Source organism: Cupriavidus sp. 8B, assembly GCF_054589115.1.
In genome coordinates, this window is record NZ_BAAILO010000098.1 from 54061 (window position 1) to 79446 (window position 25386).

Annotated in this window: 19 protein-coding genes; 5 read left to right on the forward strand and 14 right to left on the reverse strand. The window is 65.5% G+C overall.

All coding sequences use genetic code 11. The features are described from left to right. From ACYP5B_RS09805 to ACYP5B_RS09835, 7 genes are all read right to left on the reverse strand, one after another. Positions 1-547 (reverse strand): IclR family transcriptional regulator (locus ACYP5B_RS09805; protein WP_459569446.1); only part of this gene is annotated, 547 nt, incomplete at its 3' end. 96 nt (positions 548-643) lie between these two features. After that, positions 644-1714, reverse strand: coding sequence for a nucleotidyl transferase AbiEii/AbiGii toxin family protein (locus ACYP5B_RS09810; RefSeq protein WP_459569447.1), 1071 nt, complete (start codon positions 1712-1714; stop codon positions 644-646). After that, the gene (locus tag ACYP5B_RS09815) at positions 1695-2102 is read right to left on the reverse strand and encodes a DUF6088 family protein (RefSeq protein WP_400093749.1); all 408 of its coding nucleotides are present in this window, start codon (positions 2100-2102) and stop codon (positions 1695-1697) included. Before ACYP5B_RS09815 ends, ACYP5B_RS09810 begins: the two co-directional genes overlap by 20 nt. Positions 2103-2352: 250 nt before the next feature. Next, positions 2353-3663, reverse strand: a complete 1311-nt coding sequence (locus tag ACYP5B_RS09820) for an MFS transporter (protein ID WP_318236811.1) — start codon at positions 3661-3663, stop codon at positions 2353-2355. Between the two features lie 403 nt (positions 3664-4066). Continuing rightward, a complete protein-coding gene (locus tag ACYP5B_RS09825; RefSeq protein ID WP_459569448.1) occupies positions 4067-7069 on the reverse strand; it encodes a c-type cytochrome in 3003 nt (1000 codons plus the stop codon). Then, positions 7066-7572, reverse strand: a complete 507-nt coding sequence (locus ACYP5B_RS09830) for a (2Fe-2S)-binding protein (RefSeq protein ID WP_459569449.1) — start codon at positions 7570-7572, stop codon at positions 7066-7068. The genes ACYP5B_RS09825 and ACYP5B_RS09830 overlap by 4 nt, the downstream gene beginning before the upstream one ends. Before the next feature lie 79 nt (positions 7573-7651). Beyond that, positions 7652-8806, reverse strand: coding sequence for an FAD-dependent monooxygenase (locus tag ACYP5B_RS09835; protein ID WP_318236808.1), 1155 nt, complete (start codon positions 8804-8806; stop codon positions 7652-7654). A gap of 381 nt (positions 8807-9187) precedes the next feature. On the opposite strand from ACYP5B_RS09835, the gene ACYP5B_RS09840 reads away from it, so the two are divergent. Genes ACYP5B_RS09840 through ACYP5B_RS09855 form a run of 4 tightly spaced genes read left to right on the forward strand, consistent with a single transcriptional unit; the run spans position 9188 to position 12551 of the window. Further along, entirely contained in the window at positions 9188-9940 is a 753-nt protein-coding gene (locus tag ACYP5B_RS09840; protein WP_043352885.1) for a maleate cis-trans isomerase family protein, read from the forward strand. A 28-nt stretch (positions 9941-9968) separates the two neighbouring features. Then, positions 9969-10811, forward strand: a complete 843-nt coding sequence (locus ACYP5B_RS09845; RefSeq protein WP_459569450.1) for an alpha/beta fold hydrolase — start codon at positions 9969-9971, stop codon at positions 10809-10811. A gap of 29 nt (positions 10812-10840) precedes the next feature. Then, positions 10841-11923: a M29 family metallopeptidase gene (locus ACYP5B_RS09850; RefSeq protein ID WP_400093757.1), complete on the forward strand. Its 1083-nt coding sequence runs from the start codon at positions 10841-10843 to the stop codon at positions 11921-11923. Continuing rightward, entirely contained in the window at positions 11916-12551 is a 636-nt protein-coding gene (locus tag ACYP5B_RS09855) for an N-carbamoylsarcosine amidohydrolase (RefSeq protein ID WP_459569451.1), read from the forward strand. The genes ACYP5B_RS09850 and ACYP5B_RS09855 overlap by 8 nt, the downstream gene beginning before the upstream one ends. Before the next feature lie 44 nt (positions 12552-12595). On the opposite strand, the gene ACYP5B_RS09860 is transcribed toward ACYP5B_RS09855, so the two are convergent. Beyond that, positions 12596-13348 (reverse strand): TetR/AcrR family transcriptional regulator, encoded by a 753-nt coding sequence (locus ACYP5B_RS09860; protein ID WP_459569452.1) that lies wholly within the window; start codon positions 13346-13348, stop codon positions 12596-12598. A 105-nt stretch (positions 13349-13453) separates the two neighbouring features. Between ACYP5B_RS09860 and ACYP5B_RS09865 the strand changes: the two genes are divergently transcribed. Further along, positions 13454-15802, forward strand: coding sequence for a xanthine dehydrogenase family protein molybdopterin-binding subunit (locus tag ACYP5B_RS09865; protein WP_459569453.1), 2349 nt, complete (start codon positions 13454-13456; stop codon positions 15800-15802). Positions 15803-15808: 6 nt separating this feature from the next. Here ACYP5B_RS09865 and ACYP5B_RS09870 read toward each other — a convergent pair whose 3' ends face one another. From ACYP5B_RS09870 to ACYP5B_RS09895, 6 genes are all read right to left on the reverse strand, one after another. Further along, positions 15809-16321 (reverse strand): MarR family winged helix-turn-helix transcriptional regulator, encoded by a 513-nt coding sequence (locus ACYP5B_RS09870; protein ID WP_150992356.1) that lies wholly within the window; start codon positions 16319-16321, stop codon positions 15809-15811. 697 nt (positions 16322-17018) lie between these two features. After that, on the reverse strand, positions 17019-18299 hold the full coding sequence (dmeF, locus tag ACYP5B_RS09875) for a CDF family Co(II)/Ni(II) efflux transporter DmeF (RefSeq protein WP_459569454.1): 1281 nt from the start codon (positions 18297-18299) through the stop codon (positions 17019-17021). A gap of 7 nt (positions 18300-18306) precedes the next feature. Beyond that, positions 18307-18585 (reverse strand): metal/formaldehyde-sensitive transcriptional repressor, encoded by a 279-nt coding sequence (locus ACYP5B_RS09880; RefSeq protein WP_459569455.1) that lies wholly within the window; start codon positions 18583-18585, stop codon positions 18307-18309. Between the two features lie 723 nt (positions 18586-19308). After that, on the reverse strand, positions 19309-21078 hold the full coding sequence (locus ACYP5B_RS09885; RefSeq protein WP_459569456.1) for a phospholipase D-like domain-containing protein: 1770 nt from the start codon (positions 21076-21078) through the stop codon (positions 19309-19311). An 83-nt stretch (positions 21079-21161) separates the two neighbouring features. Beyond that, positions 21162-24317, reverse strand: coding sequence for an efflux RND transporter permease subunit (locus ACYP5B_RS09890; protein ID WP_459569457.1), 3156 nt, complete (start codon positions 24315-24317; stop codon positions 21162-21164). A 6-nt stretch (positions 24318-24323) separates the two neighbouring features. Next, a complete protein-coding gene (locus tag ACYP5B_RS09895) occupies positions 24324-25385 on the reverse strand; it encodes an efflux RND transporter periplasmic adaptor subunit (protein ID WP_459569458.1) in 1062 nt (353 codons plus the stop codon). Position 25386: the final 1 nt, after the last annotated feature.

Sequence of the window (25386 nt, forward strand, 5' to 3'; positions counted from 1 at the left end):
TCTCGGCAAGCTGGGGCTCGATGACGGCGGGATCGGGCGCGGCCAGCGTGGGCTGGTCCTGCGCGTGCGCCCTGGCGTTTTCCAGCACCCGGGCCCGGAAAGCGTCGTCCTGGAAGGCCAGGATGGCCTTGGCGTGCGCGCCCGCGTGCAGCGCAAAGCGCTGTCCAAGTTCAATCGAGAAGCGCAGCTGATGCTGGCTCTGGACCATGCCGACGCACAGCCCTTCATGGCCGTCCAGCCACGACAGGAAGACAGTCTCGCCGCTTTGCGCGGCCAGCTTTTCCAGCACGGGCTGCACAACCTCGGCCGGCGAGAAGGTCTTGCGCACCACCTGGCCCAGCTCGAACAGCCGCAGCCCGAGCGAGTACTTGCCGCTGGCCGCATCCTGCACCAGGAAACCGTTGGCGGCGAAGGTGGCCAGCACGCGGTGCACCACCGCGTGATGCACGCCGCTGTGCTTGGCCAGCTCGCGCACGCCCCAGGTGGGCTGGCGCACCGTGAAGTAGGTCAGCAAGGCGAGCGCGCCGTCCAGAGTCTTGAGAGTCATACCGATATCCTGCTTTGCATGGGCAGCATGGTACGGATAAGCGGCGCGCGGCTCAATCTTTGTTGTCGAGAAGGCCCGGTGTCGGGGGGGGGGGCGCTAGCCGGGCTTGGTCGCACTCGCCGTTGTCAGGAAGTGCTCCGCGATTGCGGCGAAAGACGCAAAGCAGGCCTCGAAGTCAGGCCTCTCTTTGGCGAACAGGAGAGGAAGCAGACGCTGCGAGAAATCTTGCCGCAGGCCTTCGTCGCTACGGGCGCGCTCCGGGGCGCCGCTGAGGACGACGTAGGGCGTGGCATCGAACCCAGGATGCTGGCCCCTGAACTCTTCAAGGTCTTTTGCCACGAGTGAAGCAAAGACATCGCGAGCGGGCTCGATCGCGTCGGGTCGTGCCGCGTGGATACGCCAGACGTCGTAAACGTGGCGAACCAGCGCCGGATCGGACTCGCCACGCTGGTGCCCATCCCACTTCCAGGCGCAGCGTCGCAAGAGCGAAAGCACCTTCTCCGCGAGGGTTTCGGCGACCGAGATCGTGACCATCTCAAAGCGGACCGGCGCTGCACGGGAAATGACGCTGTCCAGCCAGTAGCCCATCTCGAGCGCTTCGACCGGGAGCTTCGGCGGACGATGGATGAGCTCGACTTTCAGCTCTGGACGCAAGACGCCCGATACATCCTTGAACTGCGGACCATACTCAACCGCGAGCCTGTAGTAGCGACGGTTGTCGTTGGAGAAGGGATTGTTCTCGTCCTTGATTTTCGCAAAGACGAAACCAGCCTGGGTCAGGCGCTCCTCCAGCTCGGCCTGGATGTCGCCTAGACGCTTGCGAGTCGAATGTCCTTTGGGCAGCGCATAGCCATCCGGGACGTCCTCCAGCAGAACCTTGATGTCGATGTCTTCCGACATCCGCTCGATGAGGCCGTGGGCCTTCGACAGGCACGTGCCGCCAGCGAAGACGAGCTGGCTCTTCAGTACTACCTGGGCCGGGCGCGTGTCGCCTTTCCTGCGCTCTTGCCGATGCGCGATGTGCGTAATCCGGATTTTGGAAAGTGCAATCAGCGCATCCGTAATGTGGATGTCCTTTTCCGCCACCGCGGGCGGCAAGCTGCTCAACAGGCCTGCCGTGGCAGCGTCTTCAATGTCAGACTTGAGCTCAGCGGTGATGGCTTTCATATTGGATGGTCCGATCGCCTACCGTGATTTGCCGGCTGATGCGCCGGCGCCCGGTGTTGACAATGGTTCCCATCGGGATCTGGGTGCTCCTGCCGCTGTTGTATTCCTCAGCGAGCTGGCTCGGGGAGACCGCGATACCGAGCTTTTGGAAAAGCTCGGCTGCAATGTCCTCCAACGTGCCGGCGGGCGTCGGCTTTCCAGTGAACTTGTTGATGCGCGTCTTGGCGAACGCACCTTTGCTCACGCGGACCAGCTTGCCCTCGTCCACGAGACGGGCTAGCACACGGCCAACCTGCGCGGTGCTTCCCATCTTGGCAAGCTCAGAGCGCAGGACGACAGTCGCCGCGCGCCGCGAAAGCGAGCGGTTGATTCGATCTTCCAGTTTCATGGCTTACCTGCCGGGTCAGATTTGTACTGAGAGTGACTCTATCACAGGAAATGCCGGTAACCGGCTTAACCATTAGGGAAATGGCTTTCAGAATCTGCTCATGGACGAGCAGTTTTTGCGGACGAGCTAAGTGGTGAGGTGCGTTAAAACCCACAAAAAAAAGGGCTCCCGATACCTCGAGAGCCCTTTGCCTCTTCGCTTAAGCCGGCCGTGCCCTCAGCGCACGAAAGCCGGATGGCCTGGCCATACGCTAGCGGTTGACCACCTTGGCCGGCATGGCCAGCACCAGGAAGCAGCTGGCCACCAGGCAGCCGGCGAACAGGATCAGGCCGGCGCTCGGGCTGTGGAAGGTGTCCTTCAGCCAGCCCAGCAGGTAGGTGGCTGCAAAGCCGCCCAGGTTGGCGATGGAGCAGGCCAGCGCAATGCCGGCGGCGGCAGCGGTGCCGCTCAGGAAGGTGGATGGCAGGCACCAGAACACCGGGAAGGTCGCCACGATGCCCACGTTGGCCACCGTCAGCATCAGCAAGGTGGCGGAGGTAGAGCCGGTGACGAAGGTGCTGCCGACCAGTCCGGCGGCGCCAGCCAGGATGGGCAGCACGATGTGCCAGCGGCGCTCGCGCGTCTTGTCGGAGTGCGCGCCGTTGAGCAGCATCCCGATCACCGCCGCGGCGTGCGGGATGGCGGTGAGCAGGCCGATGTGCAGCGGGCTGGCCACGCCGGAGTCGCGGATGATGGTGGGCATCCAGAAGCCGATGGAGTACGTGCCCATCAGCAGGCACATGTCGATCAGGCCCAGCATCCACACGCGGCGGTCGGTAAAGGCCGCCTTGAGCGAGTGGCTGCTTTCCACCAGCACGTCCGTATCCAGGTTGCGTTGCAACGTGCGCTTTTCGTCAGCCTGCAGCCACTTGGCGTCCTTGATGCCGTTGGGCAGGTAGAAGAACACCATCACGCCCAGCAGCACCGAGGGAATGGCTTCCAGGAAGAACAGCCACTGCCAGCCGGCCCAGCCATGCATGCCGGCGAACGCGGTCATGATCCAGCCGGACACCGGGCTGCCGATCATGCTGGCAAGCGGCAGGCCCATCATGAACAGCGCGATGATCTTGCTGCGCTTGTGGGTGGGGAACCAGTAGGTCAGGTACAGCAGCACGCCGGGCAGGAAGCCGGCCTCGGCCGCGCCCAGCAGGAAGCGCAGCACGTAGAACTGGGTTGGCGTGTTGACGAACATGGTCGCCCCGGACAGCAGGCCCCACGTCACCATGATGCGGGCGATCCAGATCCGCGCGCCCACCTTTTGCAGCACCAGGTTGCTGGGCACCTCGAACAGGATGTAGCCCACGAAGAACAGGCCCGCGCCCAGCCCGTAGACCGTCTCGCTGAAGTGCAGGTCGTCCAGCATCTGCAGCTTGGCCAGCCCGACGTTGATGCGGTCGAGATAGGCGGCGAGATAGCAGGCGCAGAAGAACGGGATCAGGCGCCAGGTCACCTTGCGGTAGATGTCTGGCTCGGCCGCCGCGGGTAGTACCCCCGCCGCGCCGTCTTGATACTGATACGACATGTTCACTCCTTTACTGTTTACCGTTGTCTACCGTGTGTGTGTCTTTGCCACCGCTGCGGGCGGCTGGCTTGTGCTGTTTCTTATGCAAGCAGCGGGCCAGGCCTGTTCAGTGATGGATGGGCTGTTTTTTATGGTTTCAGGCCGGCTCTCCGGGGTGCCGCGCGCTGTCCTTGTGCAGGGGCGGCACCGCTTTCCTTCATCCGGCACTCATGTAGTGCCTGCTACATGATCGTTCAGCGTAAGCTACATAAAACGAGCTAGCAAGAGCGTGGCGGCGGTTTTCTCCTCGGGGTTTTCCCCTTGCCGCGAGGGGTATGCGCGGCAAGGGGCGGCGGCAAGGTGGCTTGCCGGAAAAATGGCGGCCCGATGGCTTCAGGCCGGCCTGGTTTTGTTCAGTGCCTGCTTAATGCGTGGAAGCCGCGCGCAGCCGAGCGAGGGTGTCGTCCACGTTGCCCCAGGCGGGTTTGTCGGGGGCGAAGCGGGCGCGCAGGTAATGCACCAGCTGCGCCAGTTGACGGTCGTCCAGGCTCTCGCCAAAGGCCGGCATATAGCCCAGGTCGCTCGCCGCCGGTGCGGGAATGCCGTCCAGCAGCACACGGATCAGGTTGTCGGGCTTGTCGCCGTGCAGGTTGGTATTGAGCGCGAGCGACGGCTTGATGCCGAATTGCTTGATGCCTTGGTCGCCCTGGTGGCAGACCGCGCAGGCATTCTGGTAGAGGCGCGCGGCGGGCCCGCCAAGCGTACGCGCGGCATCGGCGCTGCGTTGCTCAAGCTGCCGCGCCTGCTCGCTGGCCGCCGCCGCGTCGGGCTGCGTGTCGCCAAGCGACGCCACATAGTGCGCGATGGCACGCACATCGTCCTCGGGCAGCAGCGCCAGTTCTTCGATCACCGGCGCCATCGGCCCGGCCGCCGCGCCGTGATGCGGGGCGTAGCCGGTGCGCAAGTAGGAGAACAGCGATTGTTCTGTCCACGGCACCGGTGCGTGCGACAGCTTGCCCAGCGCGGGCGCTTCCCAACCCTCGGCCTCGCCGCCGCCAAGATAGCGCCGGCCGCCCTGTTCGGCGCCCAGCGCGTTGCGCGGCGAATGGCAGGCGCTGCAGTGGCCCAGGCCCTCGGCCAGGTAGGCGCCGCGGTTCCACTGCGCCGAGCGGGCCGGATTGGCCTCGAAGGGCTTGGGGCTGTGGAACAGCAGGTTCCATCCGGCCATCAGCGGGCGCAGGTTGTAGGGGAAGGCCAGCGCGGTTTCGGGCGCCTTGGCGCGCACTGGCTCGGCGGCCATCAGGTAAGCGTAGAGCGCTTGCAGGTCGCCATCGCTGGTCTTGGCGAAGGCGGTGTAGGGGAATGCCGGGTAGAGATGCCGGCCATCGCGATGGATGCCCTGGCGCATGGCGCGCTCGAAAGCCGCGTAGGACCAGTTGCCGATGCCGGTCTCGACATCGGGCGTGATGTTGGTGCTGTAGATGGTGCCGAATGGCGTGTCCAGCGCCAGCCCGCCGGCATTGCGCACGCCGTTGGGCGCCGTGTGGCAGACCGCGCAATCGCCGGCGGCCGCTACCAGCCGGCCGCGCTCGATGGTGGCGGCCGAGTAGAAGCCGGCTTCGGGCGGGGCCACGGGCGCAATGGGCGCGCGCCACGGCATGGCCGTGGCAAGCAAGCCGGCCGCGGCGGTGGCGCCGGCCAGCAGCCAGTTGCGCTTGCGGGCGGCGCCGCGCTTGAGCGTGCCTTCGGGATTGGCCTGCGCGGCCAGCGCAAGCCGGATGCGGTCGCCGCTGAAGGGCGGCTCGCGCAGGCGCACGCCGGTGGCGTCGAAGATGGCATTGGCCACGGCCGGCGCGGCGGGCAGGGTGGCTGCCGCGCTCGTGCCGAGCGTGGCGTTGGCGGGGCCCAGCGCGCCGGCAATGCGCACTTCTGGCAACTGCGCGGTGGCAAGTGCCGGCAGGCTCGCATCGCGCAGGGCTGGCACGCTGGCGGCGGGCCAGCTATCGAAGCGGCTGGCGTCGACGGTGAGTTGCTGTGCGGCGTGCGCGGCTTCCTGCTGCAAGGCCAGGGCATCGGCCCCGCCTTGTTCGCCCGCATCGCTGTCGTGTCCCAGCGTGACGCCGGTGACGCGGACTTCGCCGGTGCTCGCATCCACCTCGACTTCCGCCACCCATGCGGACCAGCTCTGCACGGGCTGGCCGCCATCGGCCTGGCCGGCTTCGATGGTGCTGGCGTACGCAAAGCCCCGTCCGCGCTTTACGTTCTGTTGCGCCAGCGGGCGCTCGCCGCGCGGCTGCCAGTTGGCCTGCGCCGCGACCCGGCGCACGAGGCCTGCGCCGCGCGCGTCGTCGAGATGGCGCAGCCGCAAGGCCACGGGATCTTGCGCGCTGGCAGCTGCCACCTCGTCCAGGTGCGACTCATGTGCGAAGACGTAGGCACGCGCCGTCTGCGCTGGCGTGCCAGGCGCGCGTGGCTGGCCCGGCAGGTCGGCCTGCGTCACGCTCAGGCTGTCAAAGCGGTAGGGTGGCAGCATGGCAGCATCGGCCGCGTCGTGCGGGGCGCTTGCCTGGGGCTCGATCTCGCTGACCGGCGCTGTGGTGCGGGTGAGCCACAAGGCCAGCGGCGGCGCGTGCCTGAGCGCCGCGATGCCGCGTGCATCCACTGCCGCGTTGACGGCATGGGCGGCGATATCGCCATCGCGCGTCCATGCGCTTTCGATATGCGTGTTGACCACCGCTTGCGAGGCGCCAAGCTCAAAGGCCTCCACGCGGACCTGCACCGGGCGCGCGGCCGCATGCGCCAGCAGGGCGGCATCGGCGGCGGCGTGGTGGGCGTACAGGGGATCCTCAACGCGGCTGGCGCCTTGCCAGCAGATCAATGCGACGCGGTCTTCGCCGATGCCGAGCAAGGCGGCCAGCTCCGCCCGCAGCGCGCCGGGGCTGCGGCTGGGCAGCCACACGCGCAGCGTACCGCCGCGCCAGTCGGCTATCGCGGTGCAGCCGGCGGCTTGCAGGCCGGCAAGTGGCCATCGATAGTCCTGCGCGTTCTGGCCAGCAGCATTCGCCATGGCCTGCGCGGTGTCGCCGTATTCGGCAAGGATGCGGCGGGTAAGCGGCATGCGCGAGGATGCTGCTTTCGGCGGCGCCTGCCAGCGGGCGCGCAGCGCGCTGGCGGCTTGCAGCGCCTGCGGCGCGGTATCGGCCGCAACGCCGAGAAAGTCGCCACGGCGCAATACCGTGGCAATGCCTGGCAGGGCGCGCGCGGCCGCCTCATCGCAATCGATCAGGCGGGCACTGCGCAGCGTGCCTGTTTGCCATGCCAGCACGGGCGGGCGGATGACGTGCCCTGCCAGCCGCTCCCGCTCGGGCGGCGGTTGCCATGCGGCTGGGCCGGCCTGCGCCATGACGAGGTCGTCGCGCCCGCTCATGCCGCGCCATCCTGGCCGGCGGCCTGGCGCAGCAGCACGGCGGCGCGTTGCACCGCGCGCAGGATCTCCACGTGCGTGCCGCAGCGGCAAAGGTTGAAGCGCAAGGCCTCGCGGATCTGCGCTTCATCGGGGTCGGGGTTTTCCGCCAGGAGTGCCTTGGCGGTCATGATCATGCCGTTCAGGCAGTAGCCGCACTGCGCGGCCTGCTCATCGATAAAGGCTTGCTGCACCGGGTCGGGCTGCCCGGCCGCGCCCAGCCCGTCGAGCGTGGTGATGGCGCGTTGCGCCACCGCTTTCACGGGAATCACGCAGGAGCGCGCCGACACCCCGTCCACCAGCACCGTGCATGCGCCGCACTGGCCCAGCCCGCAGCCGTACTTCGGCCCGTTGCAGGCGAGGTCGTTGCGCAGGACATAGAGCAGCGGCGTGTCGGGATCGACCTCGGCATCGAGCTGGTATGTAGTCCGGTTGACCCGGAGGCACAGGGGGCGGGGCGTGTTCATTGGGGGCTGGGGGCGTTTTAGAACATCACTCGCTTGGCCGGGAGCCCAAAGGCACCCGGCGGTCTGGCTGGGGCGTGGCTCAGGCTGCGACGGCCACGCGCCCGGCTTCCACCAGCGGCTCGTTGAACACATCGTAACCGAAGCACCAGTCCGGGTTCTCGTTCGTGCGCAGCCACGTGTTGTTGTGCGAAACCAGTTGCACCTTGCCGGCACGCTCGGCGCGGTTGGCTTCATACAGCGAGAACGCGGCGCTGAAGTCCGACAGCCCGGTTTGCTGCAGGCAGCGGGTCAACATGGCGGCGTCTTCGATGGCCATGGCCGCGCCCTGCGCCATGTGCGGCTTCATCGGGTGGCAGGCATCGCCCAGCAGCACCAGGCGGCCGCGGCTCCACACCGGCAGCGGATCGCGCTCCAGCAGCGGCCACTTGGTCACTTCCACCGTGCCTTCGATCAGCGATTGCACGCCTTCGTGCCAGCCGTCGAACGCGGCGCGCATTTCCTCGATGCTGCTGGGCAGCCAGCTCTTGGCCATGTCCCAGGTGGGCTCGGGCACGCCGGTGACGTAGTAGATCTCGTCGAGCTTGCTGGTGTCGAAGTACACCATCATATGGCGATCGTCGGACCACCACTTGGTACAGCGGTCGTGGGTGAAGCCTTTGACACGCGAGATCGGGAACACGGCGCGGTGCGCCACATAGCCGGTGTACTTGGGCGGCTCGGCGCCCAGCAGGGTCTCGCGGATGCGGGAGTTCACGCCATCCGCGCCGATCACGATATCGGCTTCATCCACCGTGCCGTCGGCAAAGCTCAGGCGCACCACGTGGCCCAGGTCCTCCACGCTGGCCAGCTTCTTGTCGAACAGCAGCGTGCCGGGGGCCACCGCCTCGGTCAGCAGGGCGTGGAAATCTCCACGGTGCACGGTCAGGTAGCTGGCGCCGTAGTGCGACAGCGCGTAATCCCCAAGCGGGATCTTGGCAACCACTTCGCCGCTTTCCCAGTCGCGGCTGTACCAGAAGTCCGGGTGGCAGCCCATGTCGTTGAGCGCATCTTCGATGCCGAGGCGGCGCATGATCTTCATCACATTCGGCCCGACGTGGATGCCGGCGCCCAGGCGCGAGAACGCCGGTGCCTGCTCATACAGCTTGACTTGGAATCCGGCGCGCTGCAGCAGGGCGGCCGCAACCGTCCCCCCCAGTCCGGCGCCGATCACTGCGATCCGTGGTTTGCCTTGCACGATATTTCTCCTGGCGGTGTGATGTGGGTCTGAAGAGGCCGTCTGGCCAATCGGTAAATAGAGTGTACACACGAGAAATTTGCTTGTAAAGAAATGACGTTTCACTCCTATGGAAAACCCTGATATCAAAGTGACTGACTCGATTCAATGCTCATAGACCGTGAAAATACGCACCATATGATGAGTTTATTCATTAAGTAGGCACTGAAATAGTGCGCCGTCCGCCGTCCAGTGCCTTGTTGTGAAAATAGCGTGTGTACACTACAATCGTTCGCAGGACACGGAGACCGCTGAAGGCTCCGGTCCGGCCGTGCAGGGTGCTTGCCGCTAAGACGGGCGCCAGGGCGGGTGGACAAAAACAGACAGATGACGGAGTCGACAGTGCAGAAAATTTTCCGTATCGGCCAGATCGTGCCGAGCTCGAACACCACCATGGAAACCGAGATCCCGGCGATGCTGACGTTGCGCCAGCAGGTCCGCCCCGAACGCTTTACCTTCCATTCCAGCCGCATGCGCATGAAGAAGGTGGTCAAGGAAGAACTGGCGGCCATGGACGCCGAGTCCGACCGCTGCGCGCTGGAGCTGAGCGACGCCCGCGTCGACGTGCTGGGCTACGCCTGCCTGGTGGCCATCATGGCCATGGGCCACGGCTACCACCGCGTCTCCGAAAAGCGCTTGCAGGCCCATACCGCCGCAAACGGCGCGGACGCGCCCGTGATCACCAGCGCCGGTGCGCTGATCGACGCGCTCAAGGTGATCGGCGCCAAGCGCATCGCCGTGGTCGCGCCGTACATGAAGCCGCTCACCGAGCTGGTGGTGGACTACATCCGCAATGAAGGCTACGAGGTGGTGGACTGGCGCGCGCTGGAAATCCCCGACAACCTCGAAGTGGGCCGCCACGACCCAGCCAGGCTGCCCGGCATCGTCGCGCAGATGAACACCAAGGACGTGGACGCCATCGTGCTGTCCGCCTGCGTGCAGATGCCGTCGTTGCCGGCGGTGGCCAAGGTGGAGGCCATGACCGGCAAGCCCGTGATCACCGCCGCCATCGCCACCACCTACGCGATCCTCAAGCAGCTCGACCTGGAGCCGGTCGTGCCCGGCGCGGGCGCGCTGCTGTCGGGTGCTTATTGATCATGCCTTCGGCAAAGGGAGTCCAGCAATGAGCCAGTTTCTCCACGGCGGCAATGTGTTCGCCAACGGCATCCGCCAGCATTACCTGCGCTACGGCGGCGACACCGGCGCGCGCGCGCGGCGCGACGCCGTGGTGATCGTGCCCGGCATCACCAGCCCGGCGGTCACCTGGGGCTTTGTCGGCGAGCAGTTCGGCAAGCACTTCGACACCTACATCCTGGATGTTCGCGGACGCGGCTTGTCCGAGGCCGGCGATGCGCTGGACTACGGGCTGGACGCGCAGGCGGCGGATGTGACCGCCTTCGCGCGTGCGCTCGGCCTGGCGCGCTATGCCATCGTCGGCCATTCCATGGGCGCGCGCATCGGCATCCGCGCCGCGCGCGGCAATCCCGCCGGGCTGACCCGGCTGGTGATGGTGGACCCGCCCGTTTCCGGCCCGGGACGGCGCGCCTATCCCTCGCAACTGCCGTGGTACGTGGATTCGATCCGCCTGGCGCGCCAGGGCATCGACGCCGAAGGCATGCGCCGCTTCTGCCCGACCTGGACGGAAGCGCAGTTGCGCCTGCGCGCCGAGTGGCTGCATACCTGTGATGAGCGCGCCATCGTCACGAGCTTCGAGGACTTTCACCGCGATGACGTGCACGCGGACATGCCGTCGGTGCAGGTCCCCACGCTGCTGATGGTGGCCGGCCGCGGTGACGTGATCCGCGCCGAAGACATCGAAGAGATTCGCGGCTTGCTGCCCGCCGTGCAGGTAGCGCGCGTGCCGGACGCCGGCCACATGATCCCGTGGGACGACGAGGCGGGCTTCTACCGCGCCTTCGGCGATTTCCTCGGTGCGCCGCTGCTGCAGGACCAGGCTGCGGCCTGATCCGCCTGCTTCACGAGAAAGGAGAGAACATGCCAGTAAGCGATCACGACCTGACCCAGGCCTGGCGCCAGGTGCTCACGCTGTCCAGGCTGCAGCCCGGGCAGACCGTCACGGTGCTGACCGGCGCCGCCACCCATCCGCAAACGCTGCGCACCGCGCAGCTGGCGGCCACCGCGATGGGCGCCATCGTCAATCGCCTGGACCTGCCGCCCGTCAACGGCGACAAGGCGCTGAGCCGCGACGCGCTGGCATATCTCGGCACCACGCCACTGACGGGCAACCCGGCTGCCATCGCCGCGCTCAAGGCCAGCGACCTGGTGCTGGACCTGATGACGCTGCTGTTCTCGCCCGAGCAGCACGAGATCCTCTCCGGCGGCACCAAGATCCTGCTGGCAGTGGAGCCGCCCGAGGTGCTGGTGCGGCTGGTGCCCACCGAAGCCGACCGCACTCGCGTGAAAGCCGCCACGGCGCGGCTGGCGCGCGCGCGGGAGATGCACATCACCTCGGATGCCGGTACCGACCTGCGCTGCGCGCTGGGCGAGTTTCCCGCCATCAGCGAGTACGGCTTTGTCGATGAGCCGGGCCGCTGGGACCATTGGCCGAGCGGCTTCGTGCTGACCTGGCCGGACGAGGGCGGCACCAGCGGGCGCATCGTGCTGGATCGCGGCGACATCCTGCTGCCGATGAAATCCTATGTGCAGGAGCCGATCGACATCACGGTGAACAAGGGCTACGTCACCAGCATCGAAGGCGGCCTGGATGCCGAGCTGCTGAGCGACTACATGGCCTCGTTCAACGATCCCGAGGCCTACGCCATGTCGCATATCGGCTGGGGGCTGCAGCCGCGCGCGCGCTGGTCCACGCTTGCCATGTATGACCGCGAGGCCACCATCGGCATGGATGCGCGCGCGTTCGAAGGCAACTTCCTGTGTTCCTTCGGCCCCAATAACGAAGCCGGCGGCAGCCGCACCACGGCGTGCCATATCGATATCCCCGTGCGCCATTGCACGGTGCGGCTGGACGGCGAGGCGGTGGTTGAACATGGGAAGGTGCTGGATCGCGAGTACCAGCAAGAGCAGCAACGAGATGCCAAGGGAGCCATCCATGCATGATGAAGTGAAGACCTACCAGCGCCAGGGCTTCGGCGCCACGCTGGAACCCAAGGCGCCCTACGGCCTGCTGATCATCGATTTCGTCAACGGTTTCGCCGACCCGGCCGTCTTTGGCGGCGGCAATATCCACGAGGCCATCGCCAATACCGGGCCCCTGCTGGCCACGGCGCGCGAGCAGGGCTGGCCGGTGGCGCACAGCCGCATCGTGTTTGCCGACGACGACAGCGACCACAATATCTTCACGCTGAAAGTGCCCGGCCTGCTGGGCCTGAAGGAAGACAGCCATAACAGCGCCATCGTCGCGCAACTGGCGCCGCGTGCAGGCGAACTGGTGGTGCGCAAGACCGTGCCATCTGCCTTTTTCGGCACCTCGCTGGCCGCGTGGCTGAACCAGCGCGGCGTGCAGACGCTGCTGGTGGCAGGCTGCGTGACCAGCGGCTGCGTGCGCGCCAGCGTGGTCGATGCCATGTCGTACGGGTTCCGGCCGCTGGTGCTGTCCGATTGCGTGGGCGACCGCGCCATCGGGCCGCACGATGCCAACTTGTTCGACATGGCGCAGAAGAACGCCACCGTGATGCCGCGTGACGAAGCGTTGGCGTTGCTGGCGCGGGCGGCGGCGACCGCCTGATGGAAAGGCATCCGGCGATGCGCGATGACCGCCGGATGCGAGGCTCAGGCGCGCTTGGCGCGCGCCGGCTTCTTGCGGGCGGCGGGTGCCGCCGCGTCGGTTTCGGCCAGCGTCTCGCCAGCCGGGGCGGTGCCGGTGCCCGGCACGCAGACCGTGCTCAGCACCGTACGCTGGATCACATTGCGCCAGTGCTCCAGCGCCGGCTTGCTCATCATGGGCTCGCCAAGGAATGCGCTGAGCGTATGATGATTCGAGTTGTAGAAGTAGCCCAGCGACGCGATCACCAGGTAGATATCGCGGGCCAGCACATCGGGCTGGAACAGCCCGGCAGCCTTGCCGCGCGCCAGGATGCCATCGAGTACCGAGAGGGCGTAGCTGGAGATCTCCCGCAGCCGGCTCGACTTCTTGGCGTGCTTGCCCTGGCTCATGTTCTCGCTGGACAGGATGGCGACGAACTCTGGGTGCTCGAGGTAATAGGCCCAGACGAAGTCGATCAGCTGGGTCAGCGCGCGCACCGGGTCCTCGGGGTCGAGCTTGAGCGCCTGCTCGGCCTCGTTGAGCTGGATGTAGATGGTTTCGAGCACTTCGACGAACAGCTTTTCCTTGCTGCCGAAGTAGTAATAGATCATGCGGTCGTAGGTCTTGGCCAGCGAAGAGATTTTCTCCACGCGCCCGCCTTCGTAGCCGCGCAAGGCGAAGACCTTGATGGCTGCCTTGAGGATCTTGGCTCGGGTGTCCTGAGCTTGCCGGGCCCGGGTTCCGGCTGCCGCGCTTTTCTTAGCGGTCGGGGTGCTCATATGTTTGATACGTATTGCTTGTTCGAGGCTGGCAGTATAACGGCCAAGGCCGGCGGCACCGGAATCCGGCAGTCCGCCAGCGTGCCCACCTGAGACATGGAACGAATGGAAACGACCCCCGGCAACGGACCCCAGTCCGCGTCTCCTCCCGCAACGGCGCCGATCTCCCCCCGCGCGCAGCGCGACGCCCTGCTGCGGGCTCGCGGCGTGCTGCTGGTGACGCGCTCGCCGCAGGCCGCGCCCCGGCCCGCGCCCGGCCAGCCCGGCGCGGCCTCCGACTACATCGCCGCGCAGCCGGACATCTTCGTGGCGGTGCGGGACACCGGCGAGATCCTGGCCTTCAACGGGCACGTTGACCTGGGCACCGGCATCCGCACCTCGCTGGCGCAGATCGTGGCCGAGGAACTGGAGGTGCCGGCGGCGCGCGTGGCGATGACGCTGGGCCACACCGAGGCAACGCCCAACCAGGGCCCCACCATTGCCAGCGCCACCATCCAGATCTCCGCACTGCCGCTGCGCCGCGCTGCGGCGCAGGCCATGGCCTGGCTGCGCGAGCGCGCGGCGCTGCGTCTTGGCGTGTCGCCCGAAGCGCTGATCGCCGAGGACGGCCGCCTGCGCTTGCGCAGTGAAGGCAATGACAAAGCCGAAGGCCTCGCCTACGGCGACCTGCTGGCCGGCGAGCATATCGAACTGCCGCTGGCCGACGCCACCGCCACCAAGCCGGTCAGCGAATACCGCGTGGTCGGGCGCGCCGCGCCGCGCGTGGATATTCCCGCCAAGGCCACGGCGCAACTCACCTTCGTGCACGACGTGCGCGTGCCCGGCATGCTGCACGGCCGCGTGGTGCGCCCGCCTTACGCGGGGCGCGATAGCGGAGTCTTTGTGGGCACCAGCCTGCGCGGCGTCGACCGCGCATCGATCCGCGACGTACCCGGTGTCGTCGACGTGGTCGTGCAGGGCGATTTCATCGGCGTGGTCGCGCAGCGCGAGGAGCAAGCCATGCAGGCGGCGCGCCGCCTGCGCGTGGACTGGAAGCCAGTGCCGCCGCTGCCCCCGCTCACCGAGCCGGAAGACGCCGAGGCCGCGCTGCGCGCCAATCCGGCGACACGCCGCACGCTGGTGGACGAGGGCGATGCGCAAGGCGCGTTCGATGCCGCGGATAGCACGGATAGTGCGGGCCGCGTGCTGTCGCGCGGCTATGCGTGGCCCTACCAGATGCACGGGTCCATCGGCCCGTCCTGCGCCGTGGCGGACTATCGGGAGGGGGGCCTCACCGTTTGGTCCGGCACGCAGAACCCGCATGTACTGCGCATCGACCTGGCGCGCCTGACCGGCCTGGACGAAGGCCGCATCGAGATCGTGCGGATGGAAGCCGCCGGCTGCTATGGCCGCAATTGCGCCGACGACGTTTGTGCCGATGCCGTGCTGCTGTCGCGCGCGGTGGGGCGCCCGGTGCGCGTGCAGCTCAGCCGCGAGCAGGAACATCTCTGGGAGCCCAAGGGCGCGGCGCAGCTGATGGACGTGCGCGGCGCCATCGGCCCCGATGGTGCGTTGCTTGCCTACGATTTTGTCAGTCGCTATCCGTCCAACGACGCACCCACGCTGGCGCTGCTGCTGACCGGCGTGGTCGACAACGCGCCACGCATGCTGCAAATGGGCGACCGCACCGCAGTGCCACCTTATCGCTACGCCGCCACGCGGATCGGCTGCGACGACACGCCCGCCATCGTGCGTGCCTCCTGGCTGCGCGGCGTCTCGGCCTTGCCCAACGTGTTCGCGCACGAATCCTTTATCGACGAGCTCGCGCATGAGGCCGACGCCGATCCGCTGGCCTTCCGCCTGCGCCACCTGCCCGACGAGCGCGCCACGGACTTGCTGCGCGCGCTGGCGGCGCATGCCGGCTGGCGCGAAGGCGCGCGCGGCACGCGTGGCCAGCCGGATGCGGATGGGCTGCTGCGCGGGCGCGGCGTGGCCTATGCCCGCTATATCCACAGCAAATTCCCGGGCTTCGGCGCCGCCTGGTCCGCCTGGGTGGTGGACCTGACGGTGGCACGCGATACCGGCCAGATCGTGGTGGAGCGGCTGGTGGTGGCGCAAGACACCGGCATGATGGTCAACCCCGACGGCGTGCGCCACCAGGTGCAGGGCAATGTGGTGCAGGCGCTTGGCCGCGTGCTCAAGGAACAGGTGCGCTTTGACGCCGCCGGCGTGGCCAGCCGCGAATGGGGCAGCTATCCGCTGCTGACTTTCCCCGAGCTGCCGCCCATTGAGGTGCTGCTGATGCCGCGCCAGGAGGAGGCGCCGATGGGCGCGGGCGAATCCGCATCGCTGCCGGGTGCGCCGGCGATTGCCAATGCGCTGTTCGATGCCACGGGGGTGCGGCTGCGGCGCGCGCCCTTCACGCCGGAGACGGTCCTCGCGGCATTGGCCGGCAAGCTCGGCCAGCCAGCCTGAGGCAGGCTACTCCGGCTCGCCGTCCGGTGCATTGCCGCGCTCGTCGCGCTCGTCGAACTCGCTCATCTTGCGCAGCAGGTAGGTGATGGCCACCCGCTCGGCGGGATTGAGGTCGCCAAAGGTCTGCTCGGAGATCTTGTGCGCGAACGGCACGGTTTCCTCGATCAGCGCATGGCCGGCCGGCGTCACCGTGACCACCACCTTGCGGCGGTCGTTGGTGTCGTGCGAAACCGCCACCAGCTCGCGTGCCTTGAGGCGCTCGATGATGCCGCGCACGGTGGCCTGGTCGATGGCGGTGGCCCGCACAATCTCGCTGAGCGAGCACGAGCCGCGCTCGTTGACCGCGCACATCACCACGAACTGCGCCGCGGTCAGCTGCGAATCGGCAATGGTCTGCTGGAAGATCGCCACATGGCGCTGGTAGGCGCGCCGCAGCAGGTGCCCCACTTGCTCGGTGAAATCGTAATCGGCGGCGGCGGGTTTTTGCGCGGCGGTCTTGCGCGCGGAGGAGTTGGACACGATGGGCGGTCTGCAGGCATGAGATAAACGTGCCTGGGAGTATACCGAGTGGGGCCGCGCGCGGCGGGTTTTTTGCGCGTGCGGCTCCGCTCGGGTCCTGCCCCGGGACCCCGTGCCGTGCGCGGCCCGTGTTCAGGTACCTTCGGTGCCTTCAACTTGCCGTTCACCACCACAATTCGGGGCGCAGTCTTTTGGCCTGGCTATTGCCAGCAGCTCGGGGAGGGTTGCGGCCACCCGGCCAGCGCTCACCGAAGCCCCGTTGCTAGCATCAGTAAAAGGGGAGTGCGGACCCGTGGACGTGTACGCCCCGTCGGAGCACCCGTCCGGCCTGTGCATGCCTGCGGGGACGGAACCTGCGTTTGCCTGGATCTGCCCAAGCCTGGCGCCGTCCGTGTATGGATCAACCGGCCGTACCCCTGCGCTTGCAATACCTGCCGCGGCACCAAGCGCCGCAAACGATGCAACTGCTACTACTGCCTTCTTCAACGGTTTCATGTTGTTCTCCTGCATTCACACCAGAGAACCCCCACCTTCTCAGCAGGAAGTATAGGGTGCCGATGTGGACATAAGAACTGGCCCGTCATACGAAATAGTCATGCATGCCTTGGCGGTATCGAACGCAGCACGTGCGCGTGGGCGGGTGGCGTTCGATGCGTTGTTCCGCGATGTTCGAGCACGGGCTTGTGCGCCAGTTTCATCACGCAGTAACCGCAGCGTTCACTTCGACGGTGATGTGCGACAAGCTCCGGAATTGCCTTAGGCGGGCGTGGTAGTACCGCGGCCCGCGCTGGGGCGCGGTGGTGACTACGGAGACCACGGCACTCAGATGGCCCGGGCCAACGCGCCAGACGTGCAGGTCGACCAGCCTGTCGCCATCGGCCTCGATTGCCGCCTTGAGCTTGCCCGCAATGCGCTGGTCCGGGTTGAGATCGACCAGGATGCCGCCGGTGTCACGGATAAGGCCATAGGACCAGTTGGCAATCACCAGCGCGCCCACGACACCGGCGAGCGGGTCCATCCAGAGCCAGCCAAATGTCTTGGCCAGCAGCAGGCCGATGATAGCCAGCACGGAGACGGCTGCATCGGCGACAACGTGGATGTAGGCGGCACGCATGTTGTGGTCTCGGTGGTGTGCGCCGTGCCCATCCTCGTGGCCGTGGTCGTGCTCTTCGAATTCTACGGTGTGCTCGCTGCCGGCAAGGCCGACCACCGCGATGAAAGCATGCGGCTCGGCAATCTCAGTCGCGGACTCCAGGTAGCCGGCCTTGCGCAATAACGCAAACTCCTGCCGGCTACCGTCTGGCCGGATGGTGGTCACGGTCACCGCGTTGACCGGTAGCGCCACGCTTGCCGTTTCTGCCCTGAGGCGAAATACCGGTGGCACGCCATCTTCGAAGATGGAGAGCGCGAAGTCGCCCGCCGGCGTGGAGATATGCTTTACCTCCTCATCATCATGGCCATGCTCGTCGCCGTGCGCGTGTCCATGACCATGGCCATGGCTGTGCCCATGATGGTCGCCGCCGCTCAACAGCCAGGCACTCGCGATATTCACCAGCAAGCCGACGACAGCAATGGGAATGGCTTCGTCAAAGTGAATCGGAACGGGTGAGAAGAATCGCGCGACGGCTTCATAGGCAATCAGCAAGGCAATCATGGCCAGGATGATGGCACTGGTGAAGCCAGCGAGGTCGCCCAGCTTGCCGGTGCCAAAAACGAAACGCGAGTCATTGGCGTGCCGGCGCGCGTAGGTGTAGGCAAGCGCGGCGATCAGCATGGCGCCGGCATGCGTCGACATATGCAGCCCGTCCGCAACCAGGGCCAGTGAACCGAACACGCTGCCACCGACGATTTCGACAATCATCATGAGGGCACAGAGGACAATCACGGCCCACGTCTTGCGCTCGTTCTTCTCGTGTCCGGCGCCCAGGAACACGTGGTCATGGCCTGCCCCAAACGGGGCGTCGTAGAAATTGCTCATCGCGGGCTCACTTAAAGTAGCTATGCACAACCTCGATCAGTTGTTCCTTGGCGTCGCCCTCGGCGTCACCATGGGCAGGTTCGGCTTCGACAAGGTGCGTGCGGATGTGGTCTTCCAGTACCACCGCCAGGAGGCCGTTCATGGCCCCACGGCAGCTCGTGATCTGCTGCAGCACGTCCACGCAACCTTGCTCTTCCTCGAGTGCGCGTTCGATGGCATCGATCTGGCCACGGATACGACGCACCCGGTTCAGCAGCTTTTGTTTCTCGCGGATTGTGTGGCTCATGGCTTCTCCTCAAATATAGTATGGGGGAGTATATGTTATTTGCCGAGCAGGGTAGGATGACCTTGCAAGCCTCCGGGTCTTGTCCGTGGCAAAGGGCGAGAGCCGGAGCGGGTTGTACAAGTCGCGTCATGCGCACAATTTTGCTCGCCGCAGAACGTGGCTGAGAGTGCATCGCATAAAGCACGCGCGACCGCTGGTATTCGCGCGGTTGCGCGAATGGTTGCCTTGCGCAATGTCTTATTGCTGCAATACAGGGGCACTATCATTTGCCCGCATCAAATCGCAGCTAAAGAATTCTGAAGAAGCATTTCTGCGTTTGGACCATTGGGGTGGGCCACACGCCGATTTGATTGCACGTCCAACAGCGGCATTTCTTTAAGACGGCACGGATGCCACAGAGTGTTCGGCTTCAGGTGCTCGGTTCGGTGGACGTATTGTCGCGGGGTTGCCGGAGCCATCCTGAGGGATGGCTCTTTTGTATTGGTTGTGGACTTGCGTGAAGTGGGCCTGGCGTGCTTGCTGCGCTTTGTCCTCGACGCGAATCGCTACTTCTCGCGGCTTGGATTCGCGCCAGTCGAGCTGGCTGCTTTACCACTGGAATTACGAGCGTCTGCGGAGTTCTCCGTGACAGCTGGAAGCAGCACGAGACTCCTGAAGGTGGAGCTCTAGCGTCTCGACGCACGCACGGTCAGGTCTACCCCGACCCCCGACCCCCGACCTGTGTCACTGGGCCATCGCCTTACGCGCCTTGGATTCCGGACTACCTTCCACGTAGTACTTCCTTGCCCACCTTGCATCGGGCGCGAGGGTCAAATCCAGCTTGCGTGCGGGATCCTTGCCGACTTCAATCGCGATGGCCCGCGCGCGAAAATGCTCATACAGCCGCATGAATTCGGCCAGGTAGATGGCAGCAATTTTCGGACTGCGGATCTCCAGCAAGTTCTCGTCATTGTGGTGCAGTGAGTTTTCGCTCATGTTGGCCGAGCCGGTGTAGACGATGGGGTCGGCACCCTCGGCGTCGATGATGATGAACTTGTGGTGGATGATGACCGGCGGATAAGGCGGGGGCTGTTCACCCGGATAGACCGGAAGCTCAGGCTCGTAGCCGTCCGGTACCGCGTCCTTGGTGAAGTACATGCCGTCAACCACGTCCCGCTTGGCCTTCGAACGATGGTAGAGCTCGATCGCAGCCAGTTGTGCCTGCGTAACCGGCTTGCCAGAGGCGTTTGCCTTCAAGTGTATGGTACCGGTGTTCCGGCTGAGGCGGTTCACGAGGCCGAACATCATCTTGCCCTCGTCGCCCTTGCTGAAACACGCGTTGATGAGTGGTTCATCCGTTGGGGAGAACATACAGAAGAGAACCGAGTGCTGCGCAGCGCCGATTGCCGCGATGATGGTCTCGGTCTGAACCTGGCTGCCAGTCGGCTCGGGTGAGAAGATGGCTCGCACTTTGGTCACGCTGCCTACCTGGATGGAGGGCGACCAATCCTGGGTCAGACTGGCAGTTGCGGCAAGGCCAGGGTTGGAAGCCATGGCCGCGAGCCGCTCGTTGTAGAGGGCAGCTAACTCCTCCGACGCGAAGGTGTGTAATAGATTCGCCTGCTGTGTGAGACCCTCGGTCGTAAAGTTCGCAGAGCCCATCAGTACCCTGGCTGGCTTGCTGGCCCCTGTGTTCGTGACCAGAATCTTGTCATGCATGATGTTCGTCTTGTCCCGCGGGCAGAACTCAACATCGTGGCCCAGCTCACGGACGGCATCCGCATTCGGCGTCGGTTTTGCCGGCGCATTCCCTTGCTTGACCGGGTGGGCATCGTAGACGAGCGTTGCCTCATGACCATGGTCGGACGAGAACTGACGGAGCTGGGGAATGATCCAGAGCTTGTCGGTCAGATGATAGGCAGCACCCACTGCGACGGTGGCGCCGTCCAATACGGAGGGAATCGCTCTTTCCATCCCGTTCGCCAGCCACGTTCTGAGTTCCAGGTCTTTGTCAGGCGGCGGAGGCTGATTTGACGCCAACCCCATGGCCAGGACCTTGCGACTGAATGCTTGGGAGCGCATGACAGCGCGGTTGAACCACGTGCCCACACCGTCTTCAACATGCGCCGGCAGCTTAAGCTCGCAGATGGCGCTTCTGCCATCCAGCAGCATTGGCGCTGCCGGCGTGCCGACGACCGGATAGACCACGTAGGAAAAAGTGCCGGCGCGGTCTTCCTGCTTACCGGACTCGATGCGATTGTCCCACCACATGAACTTCTGGATGGGTGCGTCCTTGGACGGCACGTCGGGCTGGCCTGCCGGTACAGGGCCGTGAAACGTGTTCCGATTTGGAAGCCAGCTCGCCGCCTCGCGTGTTGTGCCCTCCGCCGACCAGAAGCCAGGTGTGCGTTTGACGGCGAACCCCAGAAAATCGTCGCGATCCTTGCCCTCCGGCCAGTCAAAGGCGAGCAAGACCAGCGTTGGCGACAAGTATCCCCTCACTTTTACAGGCATGGCTATCCTCGCAACCGAGTTGTCCATAGACGGTTGTAGCAAGCCTCTATGACAATTTTCGGACACGGCGGTGACCTGGCGCTTTACACCTGACCTCGCACCTGCGGGTGAGCGCCGCGTTCCTCACGGCTGCGAGGGCCTTGGCCATCATGCTCCTGGCGGTCAAATCTGCCGAAGCGAAGCGCCAGGGTTGGCAATACCAGCAGGTTCAGCACGGTCGAGGTGAAGAGCCCGCCAAGAATGACAATCGCCATCGGTCCCTCGACCTCGTTACCCGGCTCGCCGGACTGGAGCGCCAGTGGCAACAGTCCAAGCCCGGTAACGAGCGCAGTCATCAGGATGGGGGCCAGCCGCTCAGTCGCTCCCAACGTTGCCGTCTCCAAATTCCACGTGTGGCCCTCGACCTGCACCAGATGCTGGTAGTGGGAGATGAGCATGATTGAGTTGCGCAGCGTGATGCCGAACAGGGTCACGAAGCCGACCATCGACCCTAGCGACAGCAGTCCGCCCGTGGCAAACACCGTAAGCGCCCCACCCACCAGCGCGAACGGCAGGTTTGCCATGACCAGGACCAGGCCGCGCCAACTGCGCAGTGCCAGATAGACAAGGAGGCCGATGCCGGCGGCCGCAATGGCGAAATAGACCAGCAAGTCCCGCTGTGCTTGCGCCTGGGCCTGCGCCTCGCCCGACAGGGCGAAGTAATAGCCCTTCGGAAACTTCACGTCGGCGGCAATGCGTCGCTGAGCCTCACCGACAAACTGACCGAGCGAAGGACCGTTGAGATGCGCGGTCACGGTCTGCAACCGTTGGCCGCCATCGTGCAGAATGAGGTAGCGGCCGGTCGTTTGCGTGATGTCCGCAAGGCGGCTTAGCGGCACCATGATGCCGTCGGCATTGCGCAGGGGCAAGCCGCCCACCTGGGCCGGCGTGCGGCGAGATTCGCTGGCGAGCACCACCGCCACATTGAAGACGGCGTTTGCCTCATAGACCTGGGCGACTTCGGCGCCCTGGTAAGCGGTCTGGATGGCTTCCATCACATCCAGCGGTGCAAAGCCCCAGCGGGTCAACTGGTCCTGTCGCAGACGGATGGTTAGCTGGGGGATCTCGGGAGGAGACTGTACCGTCACCCCGGTCGCGCCCGGCGTGGCGCTGAGCGTGCGCGCCATCTGTCGCGCCAGGCCGTCCAGGATATCGAGGTCATTGCCGAACACGTTGACGATGACCGGTGCCGTGTAGCCGGAAATGGTTTCCTGGACCCGTTCGGTCAGGAAGGTTTCGGTCGCAAAGGTCAAGCCGGGAAAGCCCGCCATTTTGTCCCGTAAATCGGCCAGCGCCTGTTCCTGTGCCTCCGCATCCAGGCCAGGCTTCAGGTCGATTTCGAACTCGCTATATTGCGGGCCGAAGACATCGATGCCGCGCGCGGTTCGTCCAACCCGCTGCGCCACGCTCCGTATTTTCGGCACCTCCAGTAGCGCATGACTGACGCGCTCCCCGATACGCAGAGATTCTTGCAACGACGTGCCTGGTGTCGCCTGCATGTGGGCGATGAAATGCCCTTCGCGCAGCTCCGGCAGAAACTCCGTGCTGAAGAAGGGTAGCGTTGCCAGGGTCGCCAGCACCAGGCCGGCAAATGCCACGACGACGGCAATCCAGTGCTGTTCAACATGGGTGAGGATGGCTGCGTAACGGGCCTTGAGCCACCGGTAGACGCGGGGCTCCTCCGCGTCGCTGGTACGGTTGGCCAGCAATGCATAACACAGCGCCGGGGTCAGCGTGAGTGCGACCACCAGCGACGACATAATGGCCAGGATGTAGGCCATCCCGAGTGGCGCGAACAGCTTGCCCGCGACGCCGGACAAGCTCAGCACCGGCAGGAAGACGGTGGCGACGGTAAATGTTGCGTATATCACCGCGCTTCGCACCTCGGTGGATGCGTTGACGACAACCGTGATGGCGGGCAGCGGCGTCGCCAGGTGGCGGTTCTCGCGCAAGCGACGATAAATGTTCTCGACGTCGATGATGGCATCGTCCACCACCTCGCCCAGCGCGATGGCCAGTCCTCCCAGCGTCATCGTATTCAGTGCCACGCCAAAGTGGTGCAGTACCACGACGGCGGCCAGCAGCGAGAGGGGGATGGCTGTGGCTGAGATGAAGGCGGTGCGTACGTTGAAGAGAAATAGGAATAGGACGCTGACCACCAGCGCCGCTCCCACAACCAGCGCAGTGCGCAAGTGGTCGGTCGAGGCGACGATGAAATTGGCGGGCCTGAAGATGTCAGCGTGCAGTTGGATACCATTGGCCGCCAGCATTGGCTGTAAGGCTGCCAGCGCTGCCTCGACGTTCTTGGTCACCGACACGGTATCCGCGCCGTACTGGTTGCTGACCATCAGCACGACGCCCGGCTTGCCCTGGACGTTGGCGCCGCTGACCGGCAATTCCTGGCCAAGTACGACCTTGCCGACATCCGCGAGCCGGACCACGGCGCCGTTCTTCTGTAGCAGCACAACCTGGCCCAACTGCTCGGCGGTCGCGGTCTGGCCGACGGTGTTGAGGACAATGCGCTGGTTCGGGGTTTCGAGCACGCCCGCACCGCGGATGCCTGTTGCGCGTTGCGTCGCGCTGACCACGTCATGCAGCGACAGGCCAAGCCGAACCAGCTTTTGCGGGTCGACCTGGACTTGGTATTGCTTGATTTCGCCCCCGTAGATACTTACGTCCGAGACCCCGGCGCGACGCAACAGCCGGGGTTTTAGCGTCCATTCGGCGAAAGTGCGCAGTTCCATGGGCGAACGCGTGTCCGACGTCAGCCCTATCCCAAGCACAATGCTGGTCGCCGAGCTCAAAGGGGTCATCTTCGGCGCGCGTACTCCCGCTGGCAGCTCGCCCGTGAGGGTTGCCAGATGCTCCGCCACCAACTGCCGGGCGCGGCGGATATCGGTCTGGCCGTTGAACGTCAGGGTAACGACCGATACGCCCTGTATCGATTGGGACCGCATGGATTCGAGCCCAATCGAGCCGCCCAAGGCGTTCTCCACGCGCTGGGTGACCAGCAGCTCGACCTGCTCCGCCGAGAGCCCCGGGGCTTCCGTCTGGACGGTAACGAGCGGTGGCGTGAATTCCGGAAAGACGTCGAGTTTGCTCTGGAGCAAGGCATAGATGCCGTAGCCGAGGAGCAGGCAGGCGAGCGCAAAGATGACGCCGCGCAGGCGGACGGAGAAATTGACAATGGAAGTCAGCATATCGGGTCAGCGTGCGTCGTTACCTTGCTGGCCCGCCAACTGTGCGCGGGATTCCTCGGAAAGCAATAGTTGCGCGCCCCGGACCACGACCCGGTCGGCGGGCTTGAATCCTTCGGTGACGACAAAGTCCCCATCCTGCGGCGAGCGCGGGTCGACTGGCCGGCGCTGGAAGTGCGTAGTGTCGGACTGGACGTAGGCCCAGGGTTGACCGCCATACCAGACGATGGCGCCAGCGGGCACCAGCAGGCCGTCTCTTTGTGCCGACGATGCCGGGGCGTTTGCGGTCACGCGCATGCCGGTAGCCAGTGATACGGCGGCGCGATAGAAGTAAGCTTGTCCCGGGATGCTGGGGTCGGCCTGGGGTGATGGCGAAACCAGCCGAGCGTCGAACGCGGGCATGCCATCCGTGGTCACTTTCAGTAGCGCGGGGGCTGCTCCGGATGGCCCGGCCGGCAAGACGACGCGCAACAACACTTGGCGGCGTGCCACGAAGGGGGCAAGCTCCGGAGATTCTGGCGTCGATGCCCAGGCCGAAAGTGCCGGTCCGAACTGCTGCCTAGCTGCGCTGGCAATGGTGGCGACTGCCGCGCGTGCCGCATTGACTCTTGCCGTCGCCGAAGCAAGCACTGCGCGCGCTGCTTGCACTGTCTTGAGCGACACATTGCTTGCGTCTGCGTTGAGCGTCTGGAGACGCTCATAGTCAGCTCGCGACGCGTCGAGCGAAGCTTGGGCGGCGTTCAGCTCGGCAACGCCGGAGGCATAGCGGCTCGCCATTTCCATGAGGGGTTGCAGGTCGAGAGCAATGCCATAGGCAGTGGGTCCGGTCGTCGCGCCGGCGGGCGCCAGCGCATCCACCTGGAAGCCGCTGCGTGCCTGCATGGCAGCGTCGACCATCAGCGTGGTGAAGCCATCTGCCATCGTGACGCGGACCGAGCTCGGGACCGGCGCCTCGCTTTGCGCTTCCTTGTCCTGCTCGCCCTTGCTCAGCAGGAAACCACCCAGCACAAGCGCGGCCAGGATCGCCGGCGACAAGAGCAGGATGCCCTTGAGTATTGTTTTTCTTGTCATG